Source organism: Arthrobacter sp. 01N444 (assembly GCF_056399305.1).
In genome coordinates this window covers 254,294-277,373 of record NZ_JBFTRB010000006.1, presented here as the reverse complement: position 1 = coordinate 277,373, position 23,080 = coordinate 254,294, and the positions used below count along the sequence as shown (strand labels likewise).

At 68.0% G+C, this 23,080-nt stretch carries 26 protein-coding genes; 8 read left to right on the top strand and 18 right to left on the bottom strand.

The window, feature by feature from the left end; genetic code table 11:
• The 6 genes from AC1DKN_RS10180 to fabF all read left to right on the top strand — a co-directional run.
• Positions 1–927, top strand: a 927-nt coding sequence (locus AC1DKN_RS10180; protein WP_476871182.1) for a transketolase-like TK C-terminal-containing protein, incomplete at its 5' end; no start/stop codon positions are given.
• Positions 928–1,142: 215 nt separating this feature from the next.
• Positions 1,143–2,387, top strand: coding sequence for a PucR family transcriptional regulator (locus AC1DKN_RS10175; RefSeq protein ID WP_018773431.1), 1,245 nt, complete (start codon positions 1,143–1,145; stop codon positions 2,385–2,387).
• A gap of 87 nt (positions 2,388–2,474) precedes the next feature.
• Positions 2,475–3,404 (top strand): ACP S-malonyltransferase, encoded by a 930-nt coding sequence (locus AC1DKN_RS10170; RefSeq protein WP_028275209.1) that lies wholly within the window; start codon positions 2,475–2,477, stop codon positions 3,402–3,404.
• On the top strand, positions 3,401–4,462 hold the full coding sequence (locus AC1DKN_RS10165; protein WP_026537071.1) for a beta-ketoacyl-ACP synthase III: 1,062 nt from the start codon (positions 3,401–3,403) through the stop codon (positions 4,460–4,462). Before AC1DKN_RS10170 ends, AC1DKN_RS10165 begins: the two co-directional genes overlap by 4 nt.
• Before the next feature lie 202 nt (positions 4,463–4,664).
• Positions 4,665–4,910, top strand: a complete 246-nt coding sequence (locus AC1DKN_RS10160; protein WP_018773434.1) for an acyl carrier protein — start codon at positions 4,665–4,667, stop codon at positions 4,908–4,910.
• Between the two features lie 177 nt (positions 4,911–5,087).
• The gene (fabF, locus tag AC1DKN_RS10155; RefSeq protein WP_028275211.1) at positions 5,088–6,323 is read left to right on the top strand and encodes a beta-ketoacyl-ACP synthase II; all 1,236 of its coding nucleotides are present in this window, start codon (positions 5,088–5,090) and stop codon (positions 6,321–6,323) included.
• Positions 6,324–6,454: 131 nt separating this feature from the next.
• Here the strand turns inward: fabF and AC1DKN_RS10150 are convergent, their stop codons facing one another.
• The 5 genes from AC1DKN_RS10150 to AC1DKN_RS10130 all read right to left on the bottom strand — a co-directional run bounded on the left by AC1DKN_RS10150 (position 6,455) and on the right by AC1DKN_RS10130 (position 11,506).
• Positions 6,455–6,958 (bottom strand): DUF3145 domain-containing protein, encoded by a 504-nt coding sequence (locus AC1DKN_RS10150; RefSeq protein ID WP_026266435.1) that lies wholly within the window; start codon positions 6,956–6,958, stop codon positions 6,455–6,457.
• A gap of 381 nt (positions 6,959–7,339) precedes the next feature.
• Positions 7,340–8,320, bottom strand: a complete 981-nt coding sequence (locus AC1DKN_RS10145) for a tyrosine recombinase XerC (protein WP_476871181.1) — start codon at positions 8,318–8,320, stop codon at positions 7,340–7,342.
• Between the two features lie 48 nt (positions 8,321–8,368).
• Entirely contained in the window at positions 8,369–9,556 is a 1,188-nt protein-coding gene (gene dprA / locus AC1DKN_RS10140) for a DNA-processing protein DprA (RefSeq protein WP_476871180.1), read from the bottom strand.
• A 45-nt stretch (positions 9,557–9,601) separates the two neighbouring features.
• The gene (locus AC1DKN_RS10135) at positions 9,602–11,149 is read right to left on the bottom strand and encodes a YifB family Mg chelatase-like AAA ATPase (RefSeq protein WP_476871179.1); all 1,548 of its coding nucleotides are present in this window, start codon (positions 11,147–11,149) and stop codon (positions 9,602–9,604) included.
• A complete protein-coding gene (locus AC1DKN_RS10130) occupies positions 11,150–11,506 on the bottom strand; it encodes a YraN family protein (RefSeq protein WP_476871178.1) in 357 nt (118 codons plus the stop codon).
• 171 nt (positions 11,507–11,677) lie between these two features.
• Here AC1DKN_RS10130 and AC1DKN_RS10125 point away from each other — a divergent pair, with 171 nt between their 5' ends.
• Both AC1DKN_RS10125 and AC1DKN_RS10120 read left to right on the top strand, forming a co-directional pair.
• Positions 11,678–12,100: an HAD domain-containing protein gene (locus AC1DKN_RS10125; protein ID WP_223916528.1), complete on the top strand. Its 423-nt coding sequence runs from the start codon at positions 11,678–11,680 to the stop codon at positions 12,098–12,100.
• Between the two features lie 431 nt (positions 12,101–12,531).
• Positions 12,532–13,461 (top strand): transglycosylase domain-containing protein, encoded by a 930-nt coding sequence (locus tag AC1DKN_RS10120; protein WP_476871177.1) that lies wholly within the window; start codon positions 12,532–12,534, stop codon positions 13,459–13,461.
• Positions 13,462–13,471: 10 nt separating this feature from the next.
• Here the strand turns inward: AC1DKN_RS10120 and AC1DKN_RS10115 are convergent, their stop codons facing one another.
• The 13 genes from AC1DKN_RS10115 to AC1DKN_RS10055 form a co-directional block, all read right to left on the bottom strand.
• A complete protein-coding gene (locus tag AC1DKN_RS10115; protein WP_018773443.1) occupies positions 13,472–13,798 on the bottom strand; it encodes a DUF2469 domain-containing protein in 327 nt (108 codons plus the stop codon).
• An 86-nt stretch (positions 13,799–13,884) separates the two neighbouring features.
• Entirely contained in the window at positions 13,885–14,550 is a 666-nt protein-coding gene (locus tag AC1DKN_RS10110) for a ribonuclease HII (RefSeq protein WP_476857269.1), read from the bottom strand.
• 10 nt (positions 14,551–14,560) lie between these two features.
• Entirely contained in the window at positions 14,561–15,598 is a 1,038-nt protein-coding gene (gene lepB / locus AC1DKN_RS10105; protein WP_476871176.1) for a signal peptidase I, read from the bottom strand.
• Positions 15,599–16,279, bottom strand: coding sequence for a signal peptidase I (gene lepB / locus AC1DKN_RS10100; RefSeq protein WP_476871175.1), 681 nt, complete (start codon positions 16,277–16,279; stop codon positions 15,599–15,601).
• 130 nt (positions 16,280–16,409) lie between these two features.
• Positions 16,410–16,769: a 50S ribosomal protein L19 gene (gene rplS / locus AC1DKN_RS10095; protein ID WP_018773447.1), complete on the bottom strand. Its 360-nt coding sequence runs from the start codon at positions 16,767–16,769 to the stop codon at positions 16,410–16,412.
• A gap of 235 nt (positions 16,770–17,004) precedes the next feature.
• Positions 17,005–17,868 (bottom strand): tRNA (guanosine(37)-N1)-methyltransferase TrmD, encoded by an 864-nt coding sequence (gene trmD, locus AC1DKN_RS10090; RefSeq protein WP_476871174.1) that lies wholly within the window; start codon positions 17,866–17,868, stop codon positions 17,005–17,007.
• Positions 17,869–18,486 carry a ribosome maturation factor RimM gene (rimM, locus tag AC1DKN_RS10085; RefSeq protein WP_476871173.1) on the bottom strand — a complete coding sequence of 206 codons (618 nt, stop codon included), beginning with the start codon at positions 18,484–18,486 and terminating at the stop codon, positions 17,869–17,871.
• Positions 18,487–18,609: 123 nt separating this feature from the next.
• Positions 18,610–18,852: an RNA-binding protein gene (locus tag AC1DKN_RS10080; RefSeq protein ID WP_018773450.1), complete on the bottom strand. Its 243-nt coding sequence runs from the start codon at positions 18,850–18,852 to the stop codon at positions 18,610–18,612.
• Between the two features lies 1 nt (position 18,853).
• The gene (gene rpsP / locus AC1DKN_RS10075) at positions 18,854–19,273 is read right to left on the bottom strand and encodes a 30S ribosomal protein S16 (RefSeq protein ID WP_476871172.1); all 420 of its coding nucleotides are present in this window, start codon (positions 19,271–19,273) and stop codon (positions 18,854–18,856) included.
• Between the two features lie 218 nt (positions 19,274–19,491).
• Positions 19,492–19,929: a hypothetical protein gene (locus AC1DKN_RS10070; RefSeq protein WP_223916518.1), complete on the bottom strand. Its 438-nt coding sequence runs from the start codon at positions 19,927–19,929 to the stop codon at positions 19,492–19,494.
• A 580-nt stretch (positions 19,930–20,509) separates the two neighbouring features.
• Entirely contained in the window at positions 20,510–21,385 is an 876-nt protein-coding gene (locus AC1DKN_RS10065; RefSeq protein ID WP_476871171.1) for a VOC family protein, read from the bottom strand.
• Positions 21,386–21,460: 75 nt separating this feature from the next.
• Positions 21,461–22,567, bottom strand: coding sequence for an amidohydrolase family protein (locus AC1DKN_RS10060; RefSeq protein WP_476871170.1), 1,107 nt, complete (start codon positions 22,565–22,567; stop codon positions 21,461–21,463).
• A gap of 3 nt (positions 22,568–22,570) precedes the next feature.
• Positions 22,571–23,071, bottom strand: a complete 501-nt coding sequence (locus AC1DKN_RS10055) for a GNAT family N-acetyltransferase (RefSeq protein ID WP_476871169.1) — start codon at positions 23,069–23,071, stop codon at positions 22,571–22,573.
• Positions 23,072–23,080 lie beyond the last annotated feature (9 nt).

Here is a 23,080-nt window from a genome sequence, read left to right as displayed (position 1 = left end):
GTCTTCTACTCGATGTTCGGCTTCCAGCGCACCGGCGATTCCTTCTGGGCCGCCGCCGACCAGATGACCCGCGGGTTCATCATCGGCGCCACCGCCGGACGCACCACCCTGACCGGCGAAGGCCTGCAGCACGCCGACGGCCACTCCCCCATGCTGGCGGCAACCAACCCGGCCGTCATCACCTACGACCCGGCATACGGCTACGAGATGGGCGTCATCATGCGTGACGGCCTCAACCGGATGTACGGCCCCGGCGAAGCCGGGAAGGAAATTGCCGACAACGATCCGTCGCGGAACGTGATGTACTACATCACTGTCTACAACGAGCCGATCGTGCAGCCGCCCGCACCGGCGGAACTCGATGTCGAGGGCATCATCAAGGGCATCTACCTGCTGGCGCCGGCCAAGATTGACGGCCCGCGCACGCAGATCCTTGCCTCGGGTGTGTCGGTTCCCTGGGCCCTCGAAGCCCAGCGGGTCCTCGCCGAGGACTGGGGCGTCTCGGCGGACGTCTGGTCCGTGACCTCCTGGACCGAACTGCGCCGCGACGCCATGGCCGCCGAGGAAGACTCCTTCCTCAACCCCGGCCAGCCCGCCCGCGTCCCGTTCGTGACCCAGCAGCTCGCCGGCGCCACCGGCCCCATCGTGGCGGTCACCGACTACATGAAGGCCGTGCCGGACCAGATCCGCCAGTTCCTGCCGAACGAGTTTGCCTCGCTCGGCGCGGACGGCTTCGGCTTCTCGGACACCCGCGCCGCGGCACGCCGCTTCTTCAAGAACGACATCCACTCGGTTGTGGTCCGTTCCCTTCAGATGCTGGCCCGCCGGGGCGAAGTGGATGCCCAGGCACCTGCCCAGGCCATCGAGAAGTACCGCCTGCACAACGTGAACGCCGGCACCACCGGCAACGCAGGCGGCGACTCCTAACCGCGCCTCAGCGCAAGAGCGAACGTTCGACGGCGGCTCCCACCGAAAGGTGGGGGCCGCCGTCGGGCGCTTAACCGCCCCGCCTCCCTCCGGCCTCCCTCGGGCCTCCCTCCGGGGGCGCTCTGGACTCCCGCGGGCCGCTGTGATGCAGGACAAGGACAGTTGTAGCCTTCGCACAAATGGAGCTTGGGCGGCCCGCCCCGTATGCTCAATGCATGGCAGAGCCGATCACCACTCCCGAAAAACGCAAGCCGAGCTCGAGGGCGATGACTCCGGAGAAAGCCGAAACCCTCAAGAAGCTCCGGGCCAGCGTGGGCCAGCTGTCGACGACGACGCTGCGCCAGTTGGAGAAGTCCTTGCCGTGGTACGGCCGGCTGAACTCGGATGAACGTTCCGCCCTGGGCATGGTGGCCCAGAACGGCATCGCGGCTTTCGTCACCTGGTACGAACGGCCAAGTTCGCCGTCGTGGATCCTCTCCGACGTCTTCGGCACCGCGCCCACCGAACTGACCCGCTCCATAAGCCTGCAGAAGGCGCTCCAGCTGATCCGGATCGTGGTGGAAGTCGTCGAGGACCAGGTCCCGGTGATCGCCCCGGAAGCGGACCAGGGGGCCCTCCGGGAGGCCGTGCTGCGCTACTCGCGGGAGGTCGCGTTCGCGGCCGCCGACGTCTATGCCCGCGCCGCGGAATCCCGCGGCTCCTGGGATACCCGGCTGGAAGCCCTGATTGTCGATGCCATCCTCCGTGGCGAAAACACCGACGCGCTGCGGTCCAGGATCGCGGCCCTGGGCTGGAAAGCACAGGAGCGCTTCACGGTCATGGTCGGAAATTCCCCGTCCGAACCAAGCGCCAGCTACGTCAGCGAGCTGCGGCGCACGGCGGGGCGCTTCGCCGAGGACGCCCTTGTGGGGATCCAGGGCGACCGCCTCATCCTGATCCTGGGCGGGGTCCACGACCGGGAGACCGCGTACCTGAAACTCAGCGAACTCTTTGCCCCCGGCCCGGTGGTCTACGGCCCGGAGGCCGGGTCCCTCCTCGAGGCCAGCGGCTCCGCCCAGTCCGCCTTTGCCGGCCTCACCGCGGCCCGCGCGTGGCCTTCCGCGCCGCGCCCGGTGGCGGCCGATGACCTGCTCCCGGAGCGGGTGATCTCCGGCGACGACGCCGCCCGCCGCTCGCTGGTCAAGAACATCTACCGCCCGCTTCTGGCCGCCTCCAACGGGCTGGTGGAGACCCTCGGCACGTACCTCGAACTGGGCCATTCACTCGAGGCCACGGCCCGGGAACTCTTCGTCCATGCCAACACAGTGCGCTACCGGCTCAAGCGCGTCTGCGACGTCACCGGCTGGGATCCGCTGCTGCCGCGGGAGGCGTTCGTGCTCCAGACCGCCCTCGTCGTGGGCCGGCTTTCTGCCCCGCCGAAGGCCCCCACGGAGCGGCAACCTCCCCGCAACGGCTCCTGAACCGTTGTAGACTTCCTACAAACTGACCCAGTGAGCTTGGTGCATGAAAACACGAATGTTCACGCGGTAATTTGGAAAGCTGGTTACGTGCTTGCAATCGTTTGCCCTGGACAGGGCTCCCAGACCCCTGGTTTTCTGGCCCCTTGGCTGGAACTGCCACCCGTCGCAGGCCTCCTGGCCTCCCTCAGCGAAATAGCAGGCATCGACCTCACCGCCCACGGCACCACCTCCGATGAGGAGACCATCAAGGACACCGCAGTCGCGCAGCCGCTGATCGTTGCTGCGGGCCTGGTGACGGCGAAGTCGCTGTTCGACGTCGAACTCGGCACGCTTCCCGTCATCCTTGCCGGCCACTCCGTCGGCGAAATCACCGCGGCTTCCCTCGCCGGTGTCCTGTCGGAATCCGAAGCCATGACGTTTGTCCGCGAACGCGCCAACAGCATGGCAGCCGCTGCCGCCGCCACCCCGACCGGCATGAGTGCCGTCGTGGGCGGCGACCCCGCGGAGGTCCTGGCAGCCATTGCTGCCGCCGGGGCCACGGCCGCCAACGTCAACGGGGCCGGCCAGACCGTCGCCGCAGGCACCCTGGAGCAGCTGAAGGCCCTGGCGGAGAACCCGCCGGCCAAGGCCCGGGTTATTCCGCTGAAGGTCGCGGGCGCGTTCCACACCTCGCACATGGCCCCCGCGGGCGCGGCCCTGCAGGCCCTGCGTCCGTCGCTGCACCCGAAGGACCCGCAGGTGCCGTTGCTGTCCAACTTCGACGGCGCGGAAGTCACCGACGGCGCCGCCGCCGTCGACAGCCTGATCGCCCAGGTCTCCCGGCCGGTCCGCTGGGACCAGTGCATGGAGACGATGGTGCAGCGCGGGGTGACCGGCGTGATCGAACTGGCTCCCGCCGGAACACTGGCGGGCCTGGCCAAGCGCGGCATGCCCGGCGTCAAGACAGTCACCGTCAAGACCCCGGACGATCTTTCCGCGGCCCTGGCCCTATTTGCAGAACTGGAGGGAGGGGCATGAGCGTTCCCACTCTGAAGCAGGCACCGGTGCAGGCCAACACCCGCATCATGGGTATCGGGGCTTACCGGCCCAGCGTGATCGTGACCAACGAGGACGTGTGCCAGTGGATCGACTCCTCGGATGAGTGGATCCGCCAGCGCACGGGCATCATCACCCGGCACCGCGCGCCCGCCGATGTCAGCGTGATTGACATGGCCGAGGGCGCCGCACGTGAAGCACTGCAGAAGGCCGGCATCGAGGCCTCCCAGCTCGGCGCCGTGATTGTTTCCACGGTCACCCACCCGTATGCGACCCCGTCCGCCGCAGCGAGCCTCGCCGACCGCCTCGGCGCGACGCCGGCCCCGGCCTTCGACATCTCCGCGGCATGCGCCGGCTACTGCTACGGCATCGCCCAGGGCGACGCCCTGGTGCGTTCCGGCGCGGCATCCTACGTCCTGGTGGTCGGTGCCGAGAAGCTCTCCGACGTCATCGACAACACGGAACGGACCATCTCCTTCCTGCTTGGCGACGGCGCGGGCGCAGTCGTGATCGGCCCCTCTGACACGCCCGGCATCGGCCCCTCGGTGTGGGGTTCGGACGGCAGCAAGTGGGATGCCATCGGCATGACCCACTCCATGCTGGACATCCGCGAGCTCGCCCTGACCGGCAAGCACGGCGCCGCCGTCAGCGATGAGGAAGCGGCCGTGACCGACGCTTCCCTGTGGCCGACCCTGCGCCAGGACGGCCAGACTGTCTTCCGCTGGGCCGTGTGGGAGATGGCCAAGGTGGCCCAGCAGGCCCTGGACGCAGCCGGCATCCGGTCCGAGGACCTCGCTGCGTTCATCCCGCACCAGGCCAACATGCGCATCATCGACGAGATGGCCAAGAAGCTGCAGCTGCCCGAGACCGTCAAGATCGCCCGCGACATCGCCGACGCCGGAAATACGTCGGCGGCGTCCATCCCCCTGGCCACCCACCGCCTGCTTGAGGAAAACCCCGAGCTCAGCGGCGGGCTGGCGCTGCAGATCGGCTTCGGAGCCGGTCTGGTCTTCGGCGCCCAGGTGGTCGTGCTTCCTTAGGCAGCCACCGCTTTTCCGAACTAAATACGTTCCACCCGTTTCACCCTTGCACCGCATGTCCTTCAATTTCAGGGCCAGCCCCGCATGCTGTGCTCGCAAGCATTCCCGCACCAAGCCGAACCCTCGGTTTGAATCATTTCCGCCCTTAGGCTGCCGGCATTCCACCGGCAGCCGAGGGCAACAACCAGAAAAGGAGCCATCAATGGCTAGCAACGAAGAAATCCTGGCCGGCCTGGCTGAAATCGTCAACGAAGAGACCGGCCTGGCCACGGAGGCTGTCGAAATGGACAAGTCCTTCACCGAGGATCTGGACATCGACTCCATCTCGATGATGACGATCGTGGTCAACGCCGAAGAGAAGTTCGGCGTCCGCATCCCGGACGAAGAGGTCAAGAACCTCAAGACCGTCGGCGACGCCGTCAGCTTCATCGCCAACGCCCAGGCCTAGTCTGGCATCCGCCGGTATCGGCGGACCCCGGTGTCCGGTCCGGGCGCTGCAGCAGCGCCCGGACCGGACCACCAGCACCGCCACGAAATGCACCACCCGAAAGTTTTCCCCTCGCAGGCCCCGGCCATCCCGTTCGCGGTTCCGGATACGGCAGGCGCACCGACAGAGAGTGATCCCATGGCACGCAAAGTAGTCATTACCGGTCTGGGTGCCACCACACCCATCGGCGGCGATGTCCCCACGATGTGGAAGAACGCGCTCAAGGGCGTCTCCGGCGCGCACACGCTTGAGGACGACTGGGTGGCCAAGTACGAGCTGCCCGTCCACTTCGCCGCACGCGCCTCCACCCCTGCCCTGGACGTCCTGACCCGGGTCGAGGCCAAGCGCATGGACCCGTCCACCCAGTTCGCCGTGGTCGCATCCCGTGAGGCGTGGGCCGACTCCGGCATCACTGAAATCGACCACGACCGTCTGGCGGTGGCCTTCGCGACCGGCATCGGCGGCGTCTGGACCCTCCTGGATGCCTGGGACACCCTGCGCGAAAAGGGTCCCCGCCGCGTCCTGCCCATGACCGTGCCCATGCTGATGCCCAACGGCCCGGCCGCCGCGGTAAGCCTGGACCTGGGTGCCCGCGCCGGCGCCCACACCCCCGTTTCCGCCTGCGCGTCCGGCACCGAGGCCGTGCACGTGGGCCTGGACCTCATCCGCGCCGGCAAGGCCGACGTCGTCGTGTGCGGCGGCGCCGAAGCCGCCATCCACCCGATGCCGATCGCCGCCTTTGCCTCCATGCAGGCCCTCTCACGCCGCAACGACGATCCCGAGCACGCCTCACGCCCCTACGACCGTGACCGCGACGGCTTCGTCATGGGCGAGGGTGCCGGCGCCCTGGTGCTCGAGGCCGAGGAACATGCCCTGGCCCGCGGCGCCCGGATCTACGCCGAACTGGCGGGCACCTCGGTCACCGCCGACGCCTACCACATCACCGCCCCGGACCCCCAGGGCCTGGGCGCCACCCGCGCGCTGAAGGCTGCGATGTTCGATGGCCGCATCCAGCCCGAAGACATCGTCCACGTCAACGCGCACGCCACCTCCACCCCGGTCGGCGACAAGCCCGAGTACGCGGCCCTCAAAGCCGCCCTGGGCAAGCACGTGGACTCCGTAGCGGTCTCGGCCACCAAGTCCCAGATGGGGCACCTGCTCGGCGCCTCCGGTGCCGTGGAGGCCGTGCTGACCGTCATGGCCATCTACGACCGCAAGGCGCCGGTGACCATCAACCTCGAGAACCAGGATCCGGAAATCCCGCTCGACGTCGTCACGACCGCCCGCGACCTGCCGGCCGGCAGCATCGCCGCGCTGAGCAACTCGTTCGGCTTCGGCGGCCACAACGCCGTGATCGCGGTACGCAGCGTCTAGCTGCACGACCAGCAGCACGCCCGCAGCACGCCGGGACGGCAGATGGCGGCAATGTTCTTCGTGAACATTGCCGCCATCTGCCTTTTGGCGCCTAGCTATGGAATTGCTGCGGTGGTGCGCCCGGTGAGGCCCTAGCCGACCTGGTGGAGCCAGCGCACGGGGGCGCCTTCGGCGGCGTGCCGGAACGGCTCGAGTTCCTCGTCCCAGGCCTCGCCCAGGGCGAGGGAGAGTTCGTGGTAGACGGCCGAGGGGTCGCCGGCGCCGGATTCGTAGGCGTAACGGATGCGGTCCTCGGACACCATGATGTTGCCGTGGACGTCAGTGGTGGCGTGGAAGATCCCGAGCTCCGGGGTGTGCGACCAGCGGCCGCCGTCGACTCCCTGGCTCGGCTCCTCAGTGACTTCATAGCGCAGGTGCGCCCAGCCTCGCAGAGCGGACGCCAATTGAGCCCCCGTGCCCGGCGTTCCGGTCCACGACAGCTCGGCCCGGAACATTCCGGGCGCGGCAGGCTGAGCGGTCCACTCCAGGTCCGTCCGCTTGTCCACGACAGACCCTATGGCCCACTCGACGTGGGGGCACAAGGCAGTCGGGGCCGAGTGAACGAACAACACACCTCGGGTCAGTGCAACAGACATTCCATCCTCCATAGCTGTAGGTACGTCTTCCCCAACGACCTGTGCCTGGATGTCTGTCTGTTGCGCGGATCCCAATTTATGCCGGCGGTCCCTGCCAGACTACTAATATACAACCGGGTTCAAAGCTGGGACGTGGTGCATTCCAGCTTCAAGTTCAACTTGAAACTTCCCGGGCGTGAGTTTTATTCTGCCCTACCCCTCCTAATTACGCCAGTGCGATTCGGCGCGTCTTTCCCGGCGCGCCGTGCATGCTTCGGCAGTCCCGCAGGTGGACCCTGGTCCGCTTGGCGCCGGGCAGGTATGCGGGCCGAATCCGGGGCAGGAATCCGGTCCGAATTGTGCGCCATTTTCGGCCGGCCGGACGCGCCGGACCGGCAATCCTCAGGCCCGGGGGTGTGCCTGCTGGTAGCTCTGCCGGAGCCTCTCAACGGACACGTGGGTGTAGATCTGGGTGGTGGCAAGGCTGCTGTGCCCGAGGATTTCCTGCACGGCGCGCAGATCCGCCCCGCCGTCGAGCAGGTGGGTCGCTGCGGAGTGCCGCAGGGCGTGCGGCCCGGTGGCGGCGGTGTCTCCCAGCCGTTCCAGCATCTCCTTGACCACGCTGCGGATCTGGCGCTGGTCCACTCTTCCGCCGCGCGCGCCCAGGAAGAGCGCCGGGCCGCTGGTCCCGGTGGCGAGGGCCGGCCGGCCGCGGCGGAGCCAGTCGTCGACGGCGAGCGCCGCCGGCAGCCCGTAGGGCACCGTGCGTTCCTTGTTGCCCTTGCCAAGCACCCGGAGCGTCCTGCGGTCCGGGTCGAGGTCGTCGACGTCCATGCCGGCCAGCTCGCCAACCCGGACGCCGGTGGCGTAGAGCAGCTCCACCATGGCACGGTTGCGCAAGGCCAGCGGTTCCCCCTCGGCCGAGGCGGATTCGGCGTCGTCCACGAGCCGCCGGACCTGTTGCTGGTGCAAGACGCCGGGCAGGGACTTCTCCCGCTTTGGCGCCTTGAGCCGCAGGGCGGGGTCGGCTTCGATCAGCTCCTCACGGACAGCCCAGGCGGTGAAGGCTCTGGCGGTGGCGGCGCGGCGGGCCAGGGTGGCGCGGGACTTCCCGGACTCGCTCTGGGCACCAAGCCAGCGCCGCAGGGTCCCGAGCTCCAGCCCGGCAAGGTCGTGGACGCCCTCGGTTGCGGCGTGCGCGAGCAGGCTTTCGACATCGGAGAGATAGGCCCGCACGGTATGGGCGGACCGGCCCCGCTCCGCTTCCAGGTAGCGGCCGAAGCGTGCGGCGACGAGCCGGATACCGCCGTCGAGCGCGGCGGGCGAGGCAGCGGGGGGATCCTGTGTAGACACCCTCTTACTCTGGCAGTATTCCCCCCGCATTCAAGGAGCCGGTCGGCGAGCCGCTTCTTCCCGGTGAAGCAAGCCATCTCAGTCCGCCTTCCCGGAGCGTTTCCAGCCGCCATGCCGGGATTCGGCCAGCCCCAGCAGCCCGAGCCGGCCAAGACCTGCGCGGACCGAGTCCGGGCTCAGCCCGGCCACCGCGGCAAGCTTCTCGACCGTGGTGGTGGTCCGCAGCGGCAGGGCATCGAGCAGGATCAGGTCCTCCAGGGTCAGGCCATCGTGGGCCTCGGACCGGCCTGCCTTGTCCGGGGGCATCGCCTCGCCGCTCGGGGAGGCGAGCTCGGCGATCTCCCCGGCATCCGTGACGCATACCGCGCCGCCCTCACGGAGAAGCCGGTGGCAGCCGGCGGAGTTGGCGCTGTGGATGGATCCGGGCACGGCGCCTACGGCCCTGCCCAGGCTTTCGGCATGGTGGGCCGTGTTGAGGGCGCCGGAGCGCCACCGGGCCTCGACCACGACCGTGACGGAGGCCAACGCCGCAATGAGCCGGTTCCGCTGCAGGAACCGGTAGCGGGTGGGAGCGGACCCGGGCGGAACCTCGGCCAGGACCGCGCCGCGGTTCGCCACGGTCCGCAGCAGGTCCTCATTTCCGGCGGGGTAGAAGCGGTCCACTCCCCCGGCCATGACGGCAATGGTGGGCACGCCGCCCGCGCTTCCGGCCAGGGCCGCCCTGTGGGCGTGGGCATCAATCCCGTAGGCCCCGCCGGAGACGATCGTGAAGCCGCGCTGGGCCAGCGAGTAGGCGAGGTCGCCCGTTACCGATGCCCCGTAGCTGGTGCTGTCCCGGGAGCCCACGAGGGCTACGGACCGGGCCGCCGGTGGCAGCTCCTGTTCCACGCCGCGCCACCACAGGCACAGGGGCTCCTGCAGTCCGAGGTCCGCCAGCTGCCGCGGCCACAAGTCATCCGTGGGAATGATGAGGCGTCCGCCGAGCCGGTGCATGGTGGCCAGGTCCCGCTCCGGCGCGAGGTCGGGCACGCGCGGGGCCCAACGCTTCAGCGCCTCGCTGAGCCCGGACCAGCCGCTGCCGCACCCGCCGTCCGCCAGGATTCCAGTGATCTCCTGTTCGAGCCCGGGACCCGCGGCCAGCGCGCCGCTGGCAATCCGCAGGGCGTCCTGCGCCCCCACTGCCTGGACCAGTGCCAGGGCCGCCGCGTCCTGCGGCTCGAACAGGCGGGCCAGGGCGGCGCGGGCTGTTCGGTCGTCATCAATCATGGTGGTTCCTTTCGCACGGCTGGGGTGGGCTTCGTGCCGGCAGGCTCAGGGTGAGACCGCGGCGGCCTGCCGGAGGCCCAGCGCCTGCCCGACGTCGTCTGCGTCCGGGACGTCGTGCCGGGACAGGTCCGCAAGGGTCCATGCGAGGCGCAGTACGCGGTCGTAGCCGCGGGCGGTCAGCACTCCGCGCTCCAGTGCGTGGTCCAGGATGCGGGTGGTGGGGGCATCGAGCCGCAGGGACCCGCGCAGCAGCCGCCCCGGCACCTGCGCGTTGGTTTCCATCCCGAATGGCAGCAACCGGTCCAGCTGGCGGGTCCGGGCCGCCCGGACCCTTTCCGCGATGCTGGCCGTTCCTTCCTCGGCCGCAGGTTGGCCGAAGCCGGCGAGCGAGACCCGCTCGACTTCGAGCTGGATGTCGACCCTGTCCAGCAGTGGCCCTGACATCCGGGCCTGGTACCGGCGGCGCATGATGGGCGTGCAGATGCAGTCCACTCCTTTGCCCGTTGCCTTGCCGCAGGGACAGGGGTTGGCTGCAAGGACCAGCTGGAATCGCGCGGGATAGGCCGCGGACCCGGCCGAGCGGTGGATGACCAGCTCTCCGCTTTCCAGCGGCTGCCGCAGGGCGTCCAGGACGCCGCGGTCGTACTCCGGGGCCTCGTCCAGGAAGAGCACCCCGCGGTGCGCGCGGGATGCCGCCCCGGGCCGCGGCAGCCCGGACCCGCCACCGATGATGGCAACCGCCGTCGCGGTGTGGTGCGGGTTCTCGTAGGGCGGGCGGCGCAGCAGCTGCACGGAGCCCGACGGCAGCGAACACAGGGAGTGGATGGCGGTCACCTCCATGGCCTCGGTGTCGCCCAGGTCCGGCAGCAGCCCGGGCAGCCGCTCCGCGAGCATGGTCTTCCCGGCACCAGGCGGTCCGGTCAGCAGCAGGTGGTGGGCACCGGCGGCGGCCACTTCCAACGCATGCCGCGCCGCCGCCTGGCCGGAGACATCGCACATGTCCGGCGCCAGGGCGGGACCGGTGCCGGGTTCGGGGTGGCCGGAGTCCTCGGTCTCGGGTTCGAAGTCGAGAGCGAGGTCCTGCGGGTCCGCGCCGCAGTCGAACGCGAGCCGGGCCAGTGTGGCGTAGCCCCGGACCTGCGCGCCGGGGACCAGTTCGGCCTCCGCCACGTTGGCCCGGGCCACGACGACCTCCGGGTAGCCGGCCCGGACCGCGGCCATCACGGCCGGAAGGATACCGCGCACTGGCCGCAACCGGCCGTCCAGGCCGAGCTCGGCGATGAAGACCGTGCGGCCCGTGGGCCTGATGTCGTTCGCCGCCAGCAGCACGGCCATCGCGATGGCGAGGTCGAATCCCGAACCGCGTTTGGGCAGGGATGCCGGAATGAGGTTGGCCGTGATCTTCCGGCGGCTCAGCGGGATCCCCGAATTCTGCGCCGCCGAGCGGATCCGTTCCTTGGCCTCGTTCAGTGAGGCGTCCGGCAGGCCCAGGATCACGAACGCCGGCAGGGTCTGGCCAATGTCGGCTTCGACCTCCACGATGTAGCCGTTGAGGCCCACGAGGGCGACAGAATAGGTCCGGCCCAGGGCCATCTACCCCACCCCTTTGAGGTGCTCGAGGGCGGGCTCGCGGATGCCGTCGTCGACCACCGCGATCACGTCCACGCGGCACAGCGGCATCCACAGCCCCTGGGCACGGCACCACGCCGCTGCCAGCCGGTGGAGCCTGGCCAGCTTGTCCGCGCCGACAGCCTCAAACGGATGCCCGAAGGCCAGGGATTTCCGGGTTTTCACCTCGGCGATGACCAGCGCGTCGCCGTCGAGCGCGACAATGTCGATCTCACCCTCCGGGCAGCGCCAGTTCCGCTCCACGATCCGCATGCCGTGGGCCTGCAGGAAATCCGCAGCGAGGTCCTCCCCGCGCCGGCCCAGCACATCCTTAGCTCTCATGCCTCCAGCGTGAAGCGCCGCCACTTACGACGACAGGGCCCACCTCGGCTATGTGGAAAACATCGCCGGGCTGCAAGAGCACAAGCCTGATGAGAAGAGTGTCCGCAGCCCGCTCAGCACTGCTGATCGCATAATCAAGGCAGAACGAAAGAACTGCAGGAGGAACAAGGAATGAAGGTACTTTTCCTCGACATTGACGGTGTCGTCAACCGCGTTGGTACGAGACAGAGCTTTCGCGGCTTCATGGGCATCGATCCTTTCCTGGCGTCCAAGGTCTGCAAGATCATCTTCGACACGGACGCAGCCGTTGTTCTAACGTCCACATGGCGGCATATCCCCGGCGGCCGTGAAGAAGTCGACAGACACGTTTGCAAGACCTTTGACGTTACTCCGACAGCGGACACAGGTTTTCGTGGCGAGGAAGTGAAGATGTGGCTGGACCGGCATCCGGAAGTTGCGCGGTATGCAATCGTCGACGATGACACTGACTTCTATGCCGATCAGCCCTTGTTCAAAACGAGCTGGCAAACGGGAATCTCCGACGAGGTTGCGCAGCAGGTAACCGAATTTCTCAACAGTGGAGATAACCCATGAGTGCACATCTACCAACGTTGGGACACTTCGCCGCGACGCCTGCCGACGGCCCCGGATCTGGGCGGATCCCGGGCGGCCACTTCGGGCGATCAAATCCGTGGCGGCATTGACAGGACGTGTTGATGCGATTGTCAGGCAACGAAACGTAGCCAATGCCCGCACGGCCCACCTAGGCTTTTCCCAACCCCCTCGAATTCCGCGGGGCGTCCGTAGTCTCTCCTGAGGATCGGCCGAAGGATCGGCGTATGGAATATCGAGCGGCCCAGCCGCTGGGAACGCAGCAGCTTACGGAACCAGGTCCGCCCGGCGGGCAGGCGGGCCCCAGCTGGCCCCCACCAGCGCGTCCTGAGACCGAGACCGCACCAGCGCGGCCCGAGCCAGGATCGTGGCCCCTACCAGCGCAGACTGAGCCAGGATCCGGGCCCGCGCCAGTGCGGTCAGAGCCAGGCCCCGCTCCAGAGCCCGAGCCGGCGGATCCAGCGGTAAAACGCAAGCACCGGGTCCGGCGTCTGCTCGCCAGGATCTTCAAGTTCGCCCTCGCCATGGTGGTCATCACAGAGCTGGCCGCCGTCTCCTTCATCTGGTTCGCTCCCCCGCGCACTGCCTACATGCTGCAGACCGGCGGCCCGATCGCCTACCAGTACGTGTCCCTGAACCACATCAGCCGCTATGTCATCGCCGCGGCCGTCGCCCACGAGGACCAACAGCTGGGAACGCGTGTTGGCGCGTTCTCCGTCGATGAGTTCCGGGACAGGGCAGTCGCCTACCTGCAGGGCAAGGATGACCCGAGCGGTTCCACGGTCCCGCAGCAGCTGGTCAAGAACATCTTCCTGTGGCCTGATACGAATGCCCTGAGGAAGGGGCTGGAGGCCGGGCTTGCGACCGAGTTCAGCCTCACCCTGACCCCGCAACGGATCATGGAGCTGTATCTGAACTACGCGCAGTTCGCCCCGAGGCTGTACGGCATCTGCGCGGCGAGCTGGTACTACTTCGACGAACCCCCGTGGAACATGTCCGAGTATCAGGCCGCGCAATTGATGGGGGTCCTGCCACTGCCCACACTCGTCACCCGGGCGGCGGGAGGCGGCATCTATCTGGGCCCGGGGGTCCACCCCAAAGTGTGGGACTACGTCAACGGTGCGGCCAACGTGTGGGTCCCCAAGCAGATCGAGGGGCTCGGCGGATGGAAGGCGGCCGTCGCAACCATCGGCATCGGCGACACGGCGTCCGACCACGCGGCCGAGCGGGGATCCGCGAACCCGGATGGCTGCGGTTCGTATCCGGAGAGTGTGCTGGACCTGCTGCGGCAGCAGGGCATTGCCCTGGACCGCAACGGAAACCCTGCGCCACCCGGGGGCTAGGAATCGAAGGTCAGTTGCCCAGGTCCTCGACCTTGGGCAGGGCGAGTTCCTCGCTGCGGGGCAGTTCCTCGACGTTGACGTCCTTGAACGTGATGACGCGGACGCTCTTGACGAACCGGGCGGAGCGGTAGACATCCCACACCCAGGCGTCCTGCAGGGTCAGGTCGAAGTAGACCTCGCCGTCGGCGCTGCGGGCCTGCAGGTCAACGTGGTTGGCAAGATAGAAACGCCGCTCGGTCTCGACCACATAGCTGAACAGCCCGACGACGTCGCGGTATTCGCGGTAGAGCTGTAGCTCCATGTCGGTCTCATAGTTTTCAAGGTCCTCGGCACTCATGGTTCCATCTTGCACCATCCGGCGCCGGCCGCGCGCCACCGGCCGTCGCGCCCGAGCGGCCAGAACAGCCAGAACAGCCAGAGCAGCTAGAGCAGCTGCCAGCTGACCCGGTGGTACGGCGTGGGACCGGAGGTCCGCAGCGCTTCCTTGTGCGCTGCGGTGCCGTAGCCCTTGTTCACGTCCCAGCCGTAGGCCGGGTATTGGGTGTGCAGCCCGCACATCATCGCATCGCGCTCGACCTTGGCGATGATGCTGGCCGCGGCGACGCTGAGGCACTGCATGTCGGCTTTGACCAGTGTGTGCACCGGGGCATCGCAACCGGGTTCGGCGGGGGCATCGTCAAACAATGAGGGCTGCAGATCCGGCGAGAGCCAGTTGTGGCTGCCGTCCAGCAGGACAACCTCGGGCCTGATTCCGGCGGCGAGCACGGCAAACCAGGCCCGGTTCCCGGCAAGACGGAGCGCCGCGATGATCCCGAGTTCGTCGATCTCGTTCGCGGACGCATGCCCGACGGCGGAGGCGACACTCCAGTCCCGGACCAGCGGCACCAGCCGCTCCCGGTCCGCGACCTTGAGCAGCTTGCTGTCCCGGACATCGGCCAGGAGCTTTTGTTGCTGCAGGTCGACGACGGCGATCCCCACGCTGACGGGACCGGCCAGTGCGCCGCGGCCGACCTCGTCGATGCCCGCGAGGAGCCGTGCGCCGGAGCTGCGGAAGCGGCGTTCGTAGTCGAGGGTGGGGGCTGCTGACATGACGGGCGGCTTACTTTCCGGACGGGGCGGGGACGCTGCGGAAGACGTCCGGGTAGTTGTCCAGGGCCGACATCCTGTTCAGCGGCCAAGCGATGACGGCGGCCTTGCCTTCAATGTCGGATTCGTTGACGAAGCCGCCGTTGGTGTCCATATGGGCGCGGGAATCCGCGGAGTGGTTGCGGTTGTCGCCCATGACCCAGACCTTGCCCGCGGGCACGACGACGTCAAAGTCGCGGACCTGGGGAATCTCTGCGGCATTGATGTATTTCTCGTCCAGCGGCGCGCCATTGACGGTGAGCTGTCCGCCGGCGTCGCAGCAGACCACGTGGTCACCCGGGAGCCCGATGACGCGCTTGACCAGGTGCTGTTCCGAGTTGTCCGGCAGCAAACCGACGAACGTCAGCCCGTCCTGCACCCAGGTGAAGGGGCCCTTGGCCTTGGGGGCGGCGGGGGCGAGCCAGCCCTGGCTGTCCCGGAACACCACCACGTCCCCGCGCTGGAGCGCCATGGGCTCGGGCACGAGCAGGTTCACGAAGATGCGGTCGTTCACATCGAGGGTGTTGACCATGGATTCGGACGGGATGTAAAAGGCCCGGAACAGGAAGGTCTTGATCAGGAAGGACAGCACAATCGCCACGACGACCACCGTGGCAACCTCCTTGAGCCACAGGAAGAGCGGGCTGCGCCCTTCGCGGGCCTTGGCCTTCCTGGCCCGGCGGGAGGTCGGATCGGCGTGGGCGGGGCCGTCGGCCCGCTCCTTCCCGGTCGGCTCAGGCGCGGTCGGCCCAGCCGCGATCGGCCCAGCCGCGATCGGCCCAGGCGCGGTCGGCCCAGCCGCGGTAGGGGAAGTCTCGATACGGGCAGCCTGGATACGATCAGCGCGCTGCGCACCGGCGCTGTCGTCCTGCGACGCAGGAGCCGACGCCGGAGCAGGAGCCGGCGCACCAGCCGGTGGATCCGCCGGCTCATCCGCGGGAATCGCCGAGGCGGTAACCCGGGGTCGGTCCTGGCCCTGCGGATCAGGAGTGCGCGGTTCGGTCTCGGGCATCTACTGTCCGTTCGTCGTCGTCGTTGTCGCAGCCGGTTCGGGCCGCGCTACTGCTGCAAATCTATCAAGCGGCCAGATGATCTGTACCGGCCTGCCAATGACGCGTTCCAGCGGCACCATGCCCCCGCCAGGGGCGCCCAGGAGGCTCCGGGAGTCGGCGGACATCGAGCGGTGGTCCCCCATGAGCCAGAGCCGCCCGGCAGGCACTTGGACGGCGAACTTCACATCGCTCGGGGTGTCCCCCGGATACACATACGGTTCCGCAACTTGCTGGCCGTTGACTGTGAGCCGGCCGCCGGCGTCGCAGCAGACCACACGGTCGCCGGGCAGTCCGATGACGCGCTTGACATACGTGGTGTCGCTGCCCGCAAGGCCAAGCCAGCGTCCGGCTTCGGCGAGGGCATCCACCACGGGGCCGTTGCCACTGTTGAGCGGGGCAAAGGAACCGCGGCCGTCGAAGACGACGACATCGCCCCGGCCCAAGGGCTCAGCTTGGAAGCCGGTCCGCGCCACCACGATCCGGTCCCCCGTGTGCAGGAGCGGCTCCATGGAGGCGGACGGGATGAAGAAGATGTCCATCCACAGGGAGCGGACCACGGCGCTGATGGCCACGGCGAGCACCAGGGCCAGCAACGCAAAACGCCAGCCCGGTTTCCTGGGCTGGCGTTTTGGCTGTTCCATGTTCCGTATCCCCTGGCGCTGTCGTGAACTAATGTGCGCTGTTGCGGATAGCTCCGGCGCCGCACTAGCTGACGCCCCGGATACGGTCCGTGGATCCGCGGTGGAAGCCTGTCGTGGAAGACGAAAAAGCTTACTTGGCGGTCTGGAAGTCGCGCTTTTCCTTGATCTTCGCGGCCTTACCACGCAGGTTGCGCATGTAGTAAAGCTTGGCGCGGCGCACGTCACCCTTGGAGACGAGCTCGACCTTGTCGATGATCGGGGAGTGCACCGGGAAGGTACGCTCTACGCCGACCCCGAAGGAGACCTTGCGGACGGTGAAGGTTTCGCGGACGCCATCGCCCTGGCGGCCAAGGACGAAGCCCTGGAAGACCTGGACGCGGGAGTTCTTGCCTTCGATGATGTTCACGTGAACCTTGATGGTGTCACCCGCGCGGAACTCGGGAACATCGGTGCGCAGCGAGGCTGCATCTACGGAATCGAGGATATGCATTGATCCACTCCTGGTGAACGCCACAGGTCACTCACGTTGGGTTACGGCGGTCAGGGCCGGTGGCATGCGCCGCCCGGAAATTTCCGCCGAAAGTTTGTCAATCCGGCCCTGTCAGGAGTAGACGGGGCCGGGGTGCCGGGCTGTTGGTAGCGCTCCCCCTGTGGCAGGTTCGCAACCCAGCAGGCACAAGGACTAATTTTGCCACATTTTGTGCGGGTTAGCCCAATCCCGGCGGTTAGGCGTCGGGACGGCGCAGCAGGCGGCCGTCGACGACGTCGTACCCCAGGTCGGAGAAGGCCGTACGGTCCGCGCGCGGCAGCTTGCCGGCGTCGAACTCCGCGAGGAGGTCGGGGCGGCGTTCGGCGGTGCGCCGGTACTGCTCATGCCGGCGCCACTGGGCGATCTTTCCGTGGTTGCCGCTCAGCAGCACGGCCGGGACGTCGCGGTCCCGCCAGCTGGAGGGCTTGGTGTAGACGGGGTATTCAAGGAAGCCGTCGGAGTGGGATTCCTCCACGAGGGACTCGGGGTTGCCGACGACGCCGGGCAGCAGCCGGCCGATGGCCTCAACCATGGCCAGCACGGCGACCTCGCCGCCGTTGAGGACGTAGTCCCCCAGGCTCATCGGGCGCACCGTGAAGTGCTCCGCGGCCCATTCCAGGACCCGTTCATCGATGCCCTCATAGCGCCCGCAGGCGAAGACCAGCTGGTCTTCCTCGGCGAGCTGATGGGCGGTGGCCTGGGTGAAGCGCTCCCCCGCCGGCGACGGGACGATCAGGACAGGCTTGGCGGCAGCTTCCGGGCCGGCAGACTCTGGAGTGCCGGGGGTGCCGGCGTCGTCAGGTGCGCCGGCGTCCCCTGCGTCCCCGGACCGCCCGGCGGCCACGGCGGTGAGGGCCTGAGCCCAGGGTTCGGGCTTCATGACCATGCCGGCGCCGCCGCCGTAGGGGGTGTCATCGACCGTGCGGTGCCGGTCGGTGGTGAAGTCCCGCAGGTCATGGACCTTGAGGTCCAGCAGGCCGTCCTGGCGGGCCTTGCCGATCAGCGACAGCTCCAGCGGGGCCAGGTACTCCGGAAAGATGCTGACGACGTCGATTCTCATCTACGCGATGCCCTGCTCTTCGGAGTTCCGGGCCGCGGCACCCTCGGCTTTCGGAGCCTGGGCTGCGGGGTTTTGGGCCTCGAGGTTTGGGGCCTCGGGCGCCTCGTCCGTGTTGACTTCGAACAGTCCGGGCGGCGGGGTGACGAGGACGTACTTTTCACCCACGTTGACCTCGGGCACAATCTGTTCGACGAACGGGATCAGGACTTCCTTGCCCTCATCGGTGGTGACCACCAGCAGGTCCTGGACCGGCAGGGTGTGCAGTCCGGAGACCTTGCCGACCACGTCGCCGCCCACCCGGACCTCCATGCCCACGAGCTCGTGCTCGTACCAGCCCTCGTCGTCGTCCTCGGCGCCGATGTCTTCGGTTTCGATGAACAGCTTGGCGCCGCGCAGGGTCTCGGCCTCGTTGCGGGTCTCGATCTCATCGAAGGCCAGCAACAGGATGTCCTTGTTCCAGCGGGCGCTGATTACCGTCAGCGGCCCGGCCGAGGCGGGTTCCACGATGAACTGCGTGCCGGGGACAAAACGGTCGCCGGGCGCGTCCGTGAGCACCTGGACGGTCACTTCGCCGCGGATGCCGTGGGGCTTGCCGATTCGTGCCACCTGGAGCTGCATCTGTTCCTCTGTTCGGGGTTGGTAATTCTGTATTCTCTGGTGCGGAATTACGGGAAAACAGTCCGGCCCCTCCACCATTATCTGGTGAAGGGGCCGGACTTAAGACAAGTAGTGCTGAACTCGCTACCGGCGACGGTCGGTATCGACGACGTCGACCCTGACCGGCTCGCCGTCCGCCAGCGCCGCAACCACAGTGCGCAGTGCGCGTGCGGTCCGGCCCTGCCGGCCGATCACCCGTCCGAGGTCGTCCTGATGAACGCGCACCTCGAGGGTTTCCCCGCGGCGGTTGTTCTTCGCACTGACCTTGACGTCCTCGGGGCTGTCAACAATCCCGCGGACCAGGTGTTCGAGCGCTTCTGCCAGCAATTTACTCAGCCTCGGTGGTCTCTGCTTCGGCGGCGGGAGCCTCGGCAGCTTCGTCCTTCTTGGCCTTCTTGGTGATGGCTTCCGGGATGATCACGGAACCCTTTTCCGGGGTAACGAAGGCAGCCTTGGGAGCCTTGGTCTTCAAGGTTCCCTCCTGGCCCGGGAGACCCTTGAACTTCTGCCAGTCACCGGTGATCTTCAGGATCGCGGCGACCTGCTCGGACGGCTGTGCGCCGACGCCGAGCCAGTACTGGGCACGGTCCGTGTCGACCTCGATGTACGAGGGCTCTTCGGTCGGGTGGTACTTGCCGATCTCTTCGATAGCACGGCCATCACGCTTGGAGCGTGAGTCCATGACGACGATGCGGTAGTACGGTGCGCGCATCTTACCGAAGCGCTTAAGGCGAATCTTTACGGCCACTTTTGTGGTCACTCCTGTTTCTGAAACGGGGTCGAGCCCGGCGTTCTGCACCCGTGGGGCGGGCCGTACTTGGGGGTTCTAAAGGACAAGATCCAGACGCGGAGAGAGGGGCCACGCAGATCGAGTACCTGTTCATTGTGCCAGATCACCGGCAGGATTTCGACTTGACACGTGCCCGGCGCACCAGCGCGCAGCCTGGAAGCGGCCTCGAGTGCCGGTCAGGACGTCCAGACGTAGAGGCCGGACCTGGTGGCGGGGTCGACGCCGGCGGCGAGCTCGGCGATCCGGCGGACGTAGTCCCGGGCCTCGTCGGGACCGAAGGGCATGTCCTCCTCGGCGGCCCAGTTGGCGGCGACATCCTCCAGGACCTCGCCCTCCCCTTCGGTTTCATAGCTGAGCAGTTCCGCCAGTGTGCGGACCATTGCCGCCGGGACGCCAAGCAGCGAGTCGCTGGCCACGTCGACCATGGCCAGTTCATAGTCCGCGCCCGGGGCGTGCACGGCGACGCCGGCGAGGTCTCCCAGCCGCTCCACCTCGAAATCGCTGATCTCCGGGATGCGGACGGCGCCCGGGGCGGCCGGGCTGCCGCCTTCCAGTGCGCCGGCGCGCTTGAGGGCTTCTTCGTGGGTGGACACAAAGAGTTCGGTGAATCCCATGCAGCTGGTCCTTAGGGTTCGGCGGTCCGCAGACCGCTGTTTTCGGCGTCGCTTCAGCCTAGCCGCTTCAGCACGGCCCCGTCCCGCCCGCTGGACATGCCCTCCCCTGGCCCTGAGCACTGGACATATGGCAACTATGTCCATTCCCGGCTGCGAGCAATGGACATGCTCCGACGTCCTGCCTGGAAACAGTGGACATGTCCCTCGCTGGCCCGGGAACCCGACCAAGGCCCGATGGGCATGCCCTCCCCTGGCCCTGAGCACTGGACATATGGCAACTATGTCCATTCCCGGCTGCGAGCAATGGACATGTTCCAGTCTCCTGCTGGCGAAGAGTGGACATGTCCCTCGCTGGCCCGGGGAACCCGACCAAGGCCCGCTGGACATGCCCTCCCCTGACCCTGAGCACTGGACATATGGCAACTATGTCCATTCCCGGCTGCGAGCAATGGACATGTTCCGGAGTCCCGGCCGCGAGCAGTGGACATGCCCAGCGTTCCCGCCGGCGAAGAGTGGACATGTCCGGGGGAAGCTGTGCGCGCTGGACATGTCCAGCGACCAGCGTGCCTGGGGAGAACTTCTAGCGCACGGCGACGCGGATCCGGTTGCGCCACGGATCCTCGAAGCGCAGCTCGGCGCCGGTGTGGTGGGATTCGACGCCGGCAACCTTGAGCCGGTCGGCCAGGGCCGCGACGTCGTCGCCGGAGGGCACCTCGATGAGGATCTCGCCCAGGCCCAGCGTGTCGCGCCGGGGGCCCGCGCCGCGGCTGTTCCATACGTTCATGGCCATGTGGTGGTGGTAGCCGCCGGCCGAGACGAACAGCGCCTGGCCGTGCCAGCCCGCGGTCTTCTCGAAGCCGAGCGTGCCGACATAGAAATCATGCGCCGACTGGACGTCGCCGACCTGCAGGTGGACGTGCCCGACGCCGGCGGCGGCCTGGCGCTGGCCGGCCACGGACTCCTCGGTCAGGTATTGCTGCAGGTAGCGCTGCGGCGGCAGGGCGAGACTGTCCATGACGACGTTCTTGCCCTCCCAGGACCACGCCGCCCGCGGCCGGTCCCAGTACAGCTCGATGCCGTTGCCTTCGGGGTCGTTGAAGTAGAACGCCTCGCTGACGAGGTGGTCCGCGCTGCCGGTGAAGGACTGGGGCTCGTACTGGGCCGCGGTGGCGATGGTGGCCGCCAGGGAGTGCTGGTCCTCGAAGAGGAGGGCGGTGTGGAAGAGCCCGGCCTCGCCGCGGGAAGGTAGATTCAGGCCCGGGGCAGGCGCCAGATGCACCAGCGGCTTCTGCTGGCGCCCAAGGTAGAGCCCGCCGTCCTGTTCGGCCACAGTCTCCAGGCCGAGGGCGCGCTGGTAGTAGTCGGTCATGAGCTTCATGTCGCCGACCTTGAGCATCACGGTGCCCATGGTGAGTTCGGCAGGAAGGAGGTCCTGGGTGCTGGCTTCTGCGGTCATGGCAATGCTCCGTGGATTCTGTAGCCACCGGCCTTCGGCGACTCTACATAAGGATAAATTACTTGAAGCTTCAATTTATTCCAAAACATGGACTGGCACCCGGTCCACCGGCAGCCCACGCAGCACGATATGCCGGATCCGGCGGAGCGTGGCCGGATTGCTCCGCGGATCTTCGGCCGTGACGAGGACATCAGCGCTTGCCCCTTCACCGATGGACTCCGCGCCGAGCCAGGTCCGCGCGGACCAGCTCGCGGCGTTGAGGGCGGCAGCGGCGGAAAGGCCGGCGGCGTGCAGGGCCTGGATCTCGTCCACGATCCTGCCATGGCTGATCACGCTGCCGGCGTCGGTACCGGCATAGATCGCCAGCCCGGCCTCGTGGGCTTCGAGGATCCGCTCCGCCCGGCGCTCCCACAGCGAGCGCATGTGGGCTGCGTAGCGGGGGAACTTGGCCGCCGCCCGGGCGGCGATGTCCGGGAACGTGGCGATGTTGATCAGGGTGGGCACGATGGGAACACCCTGTTCGAGGAAGCGCGGCAGGTGCCGCGGCAGCAGCCCGGTGGCGTGCTCGATGCAGTCGATCCCGGCGTCGAGCATGTCATCGAGGGTGTCTTCGGCGAAGCAGTGTGCGGTGACGCGGGCCCCCTCATCGTGGGCGGCACGGACGGCGTCCTTGACCGTCCGGGCGGGAAAACTGGCGGCGAGGTCGCCGGCGTCGCGGTCGATCCAGTCCCCCACGAGCTTGACCCAGCCATCGCCCGCGCGGGCCTGCTTCCGCACGGCCTCGACGAGATCCTCCGGCTCGACCTCGACGGCCAGGCCCGGCAGGTAGCGCCGGGCCCTCGCGAGGTGCCGGCCCGAGCGGATGATCCGGGGCAGGTCCGCGCGCTGCTGGAGCCAGCGTGTGTTGTGGACGGCGCCGGCGTCGCGGACCAGGAGTGTCCCGGCGTCGCGGTCCGCCAGGGCCTGGGATTCCGCGGTGTCCTCGGTAACGTCCCCGCCCGGGCCCAGGCCGATGTGGCAGTGCGCGTCCACGAGGCCCGGAATGACCCAGCCGTCGAGCACGAGGTCAGGCGCGGCGGCCGGACGGCGGAAGGTCAGCAGGCCCTCCACCGACCAGAGCCCGTAGCGGACCTGGTCCGCCGCGGTGAGGATGGGGCCGCTGAACTCGATGATGCCGGTCATGACCTAAAGCCTAATCCGCATGACGATCCGCCGGCCAAGACCGTCCAGCCCCAGCTGCGCTTCGTGGATCCGCAGGGCGCCCAACGCCTGTCCTGGCTGGGCGAGTTCCTCGAAACCGCAGCTCGCATAAAACGGCGCATTGAACGGGACGCCTGCGAAGGTGCAAAGCGTCATCGATAAATAGCCCCGGCTCCGGGCCGCATCAAAGGCCGCCTCCACCAGGGACCGTCCGATCCCCCGCCCGGCGGAGTCCGGCTGCACGGAGAGTTGTTCCAGATGGGCCTGGCCGCCGACCTCGTCAACGCGGGCAAACCCTACGGGCGGGTTTCCGGCGACAAGTATGAACAGCGGCTCAACCGGCGTCGTCAACTCCGGAGCCGGGAGCGCCCGGTTCCCCAGCTCCGCTTCGAGGATGCGGTCTGCTGAGGCCTCGAGAACCGGCAGCGCCGGGATATCTTCCGGCGTCGCCATCCGGATGCGGGGCACGGCCCTGGGCAGAGTCACAATGCCACG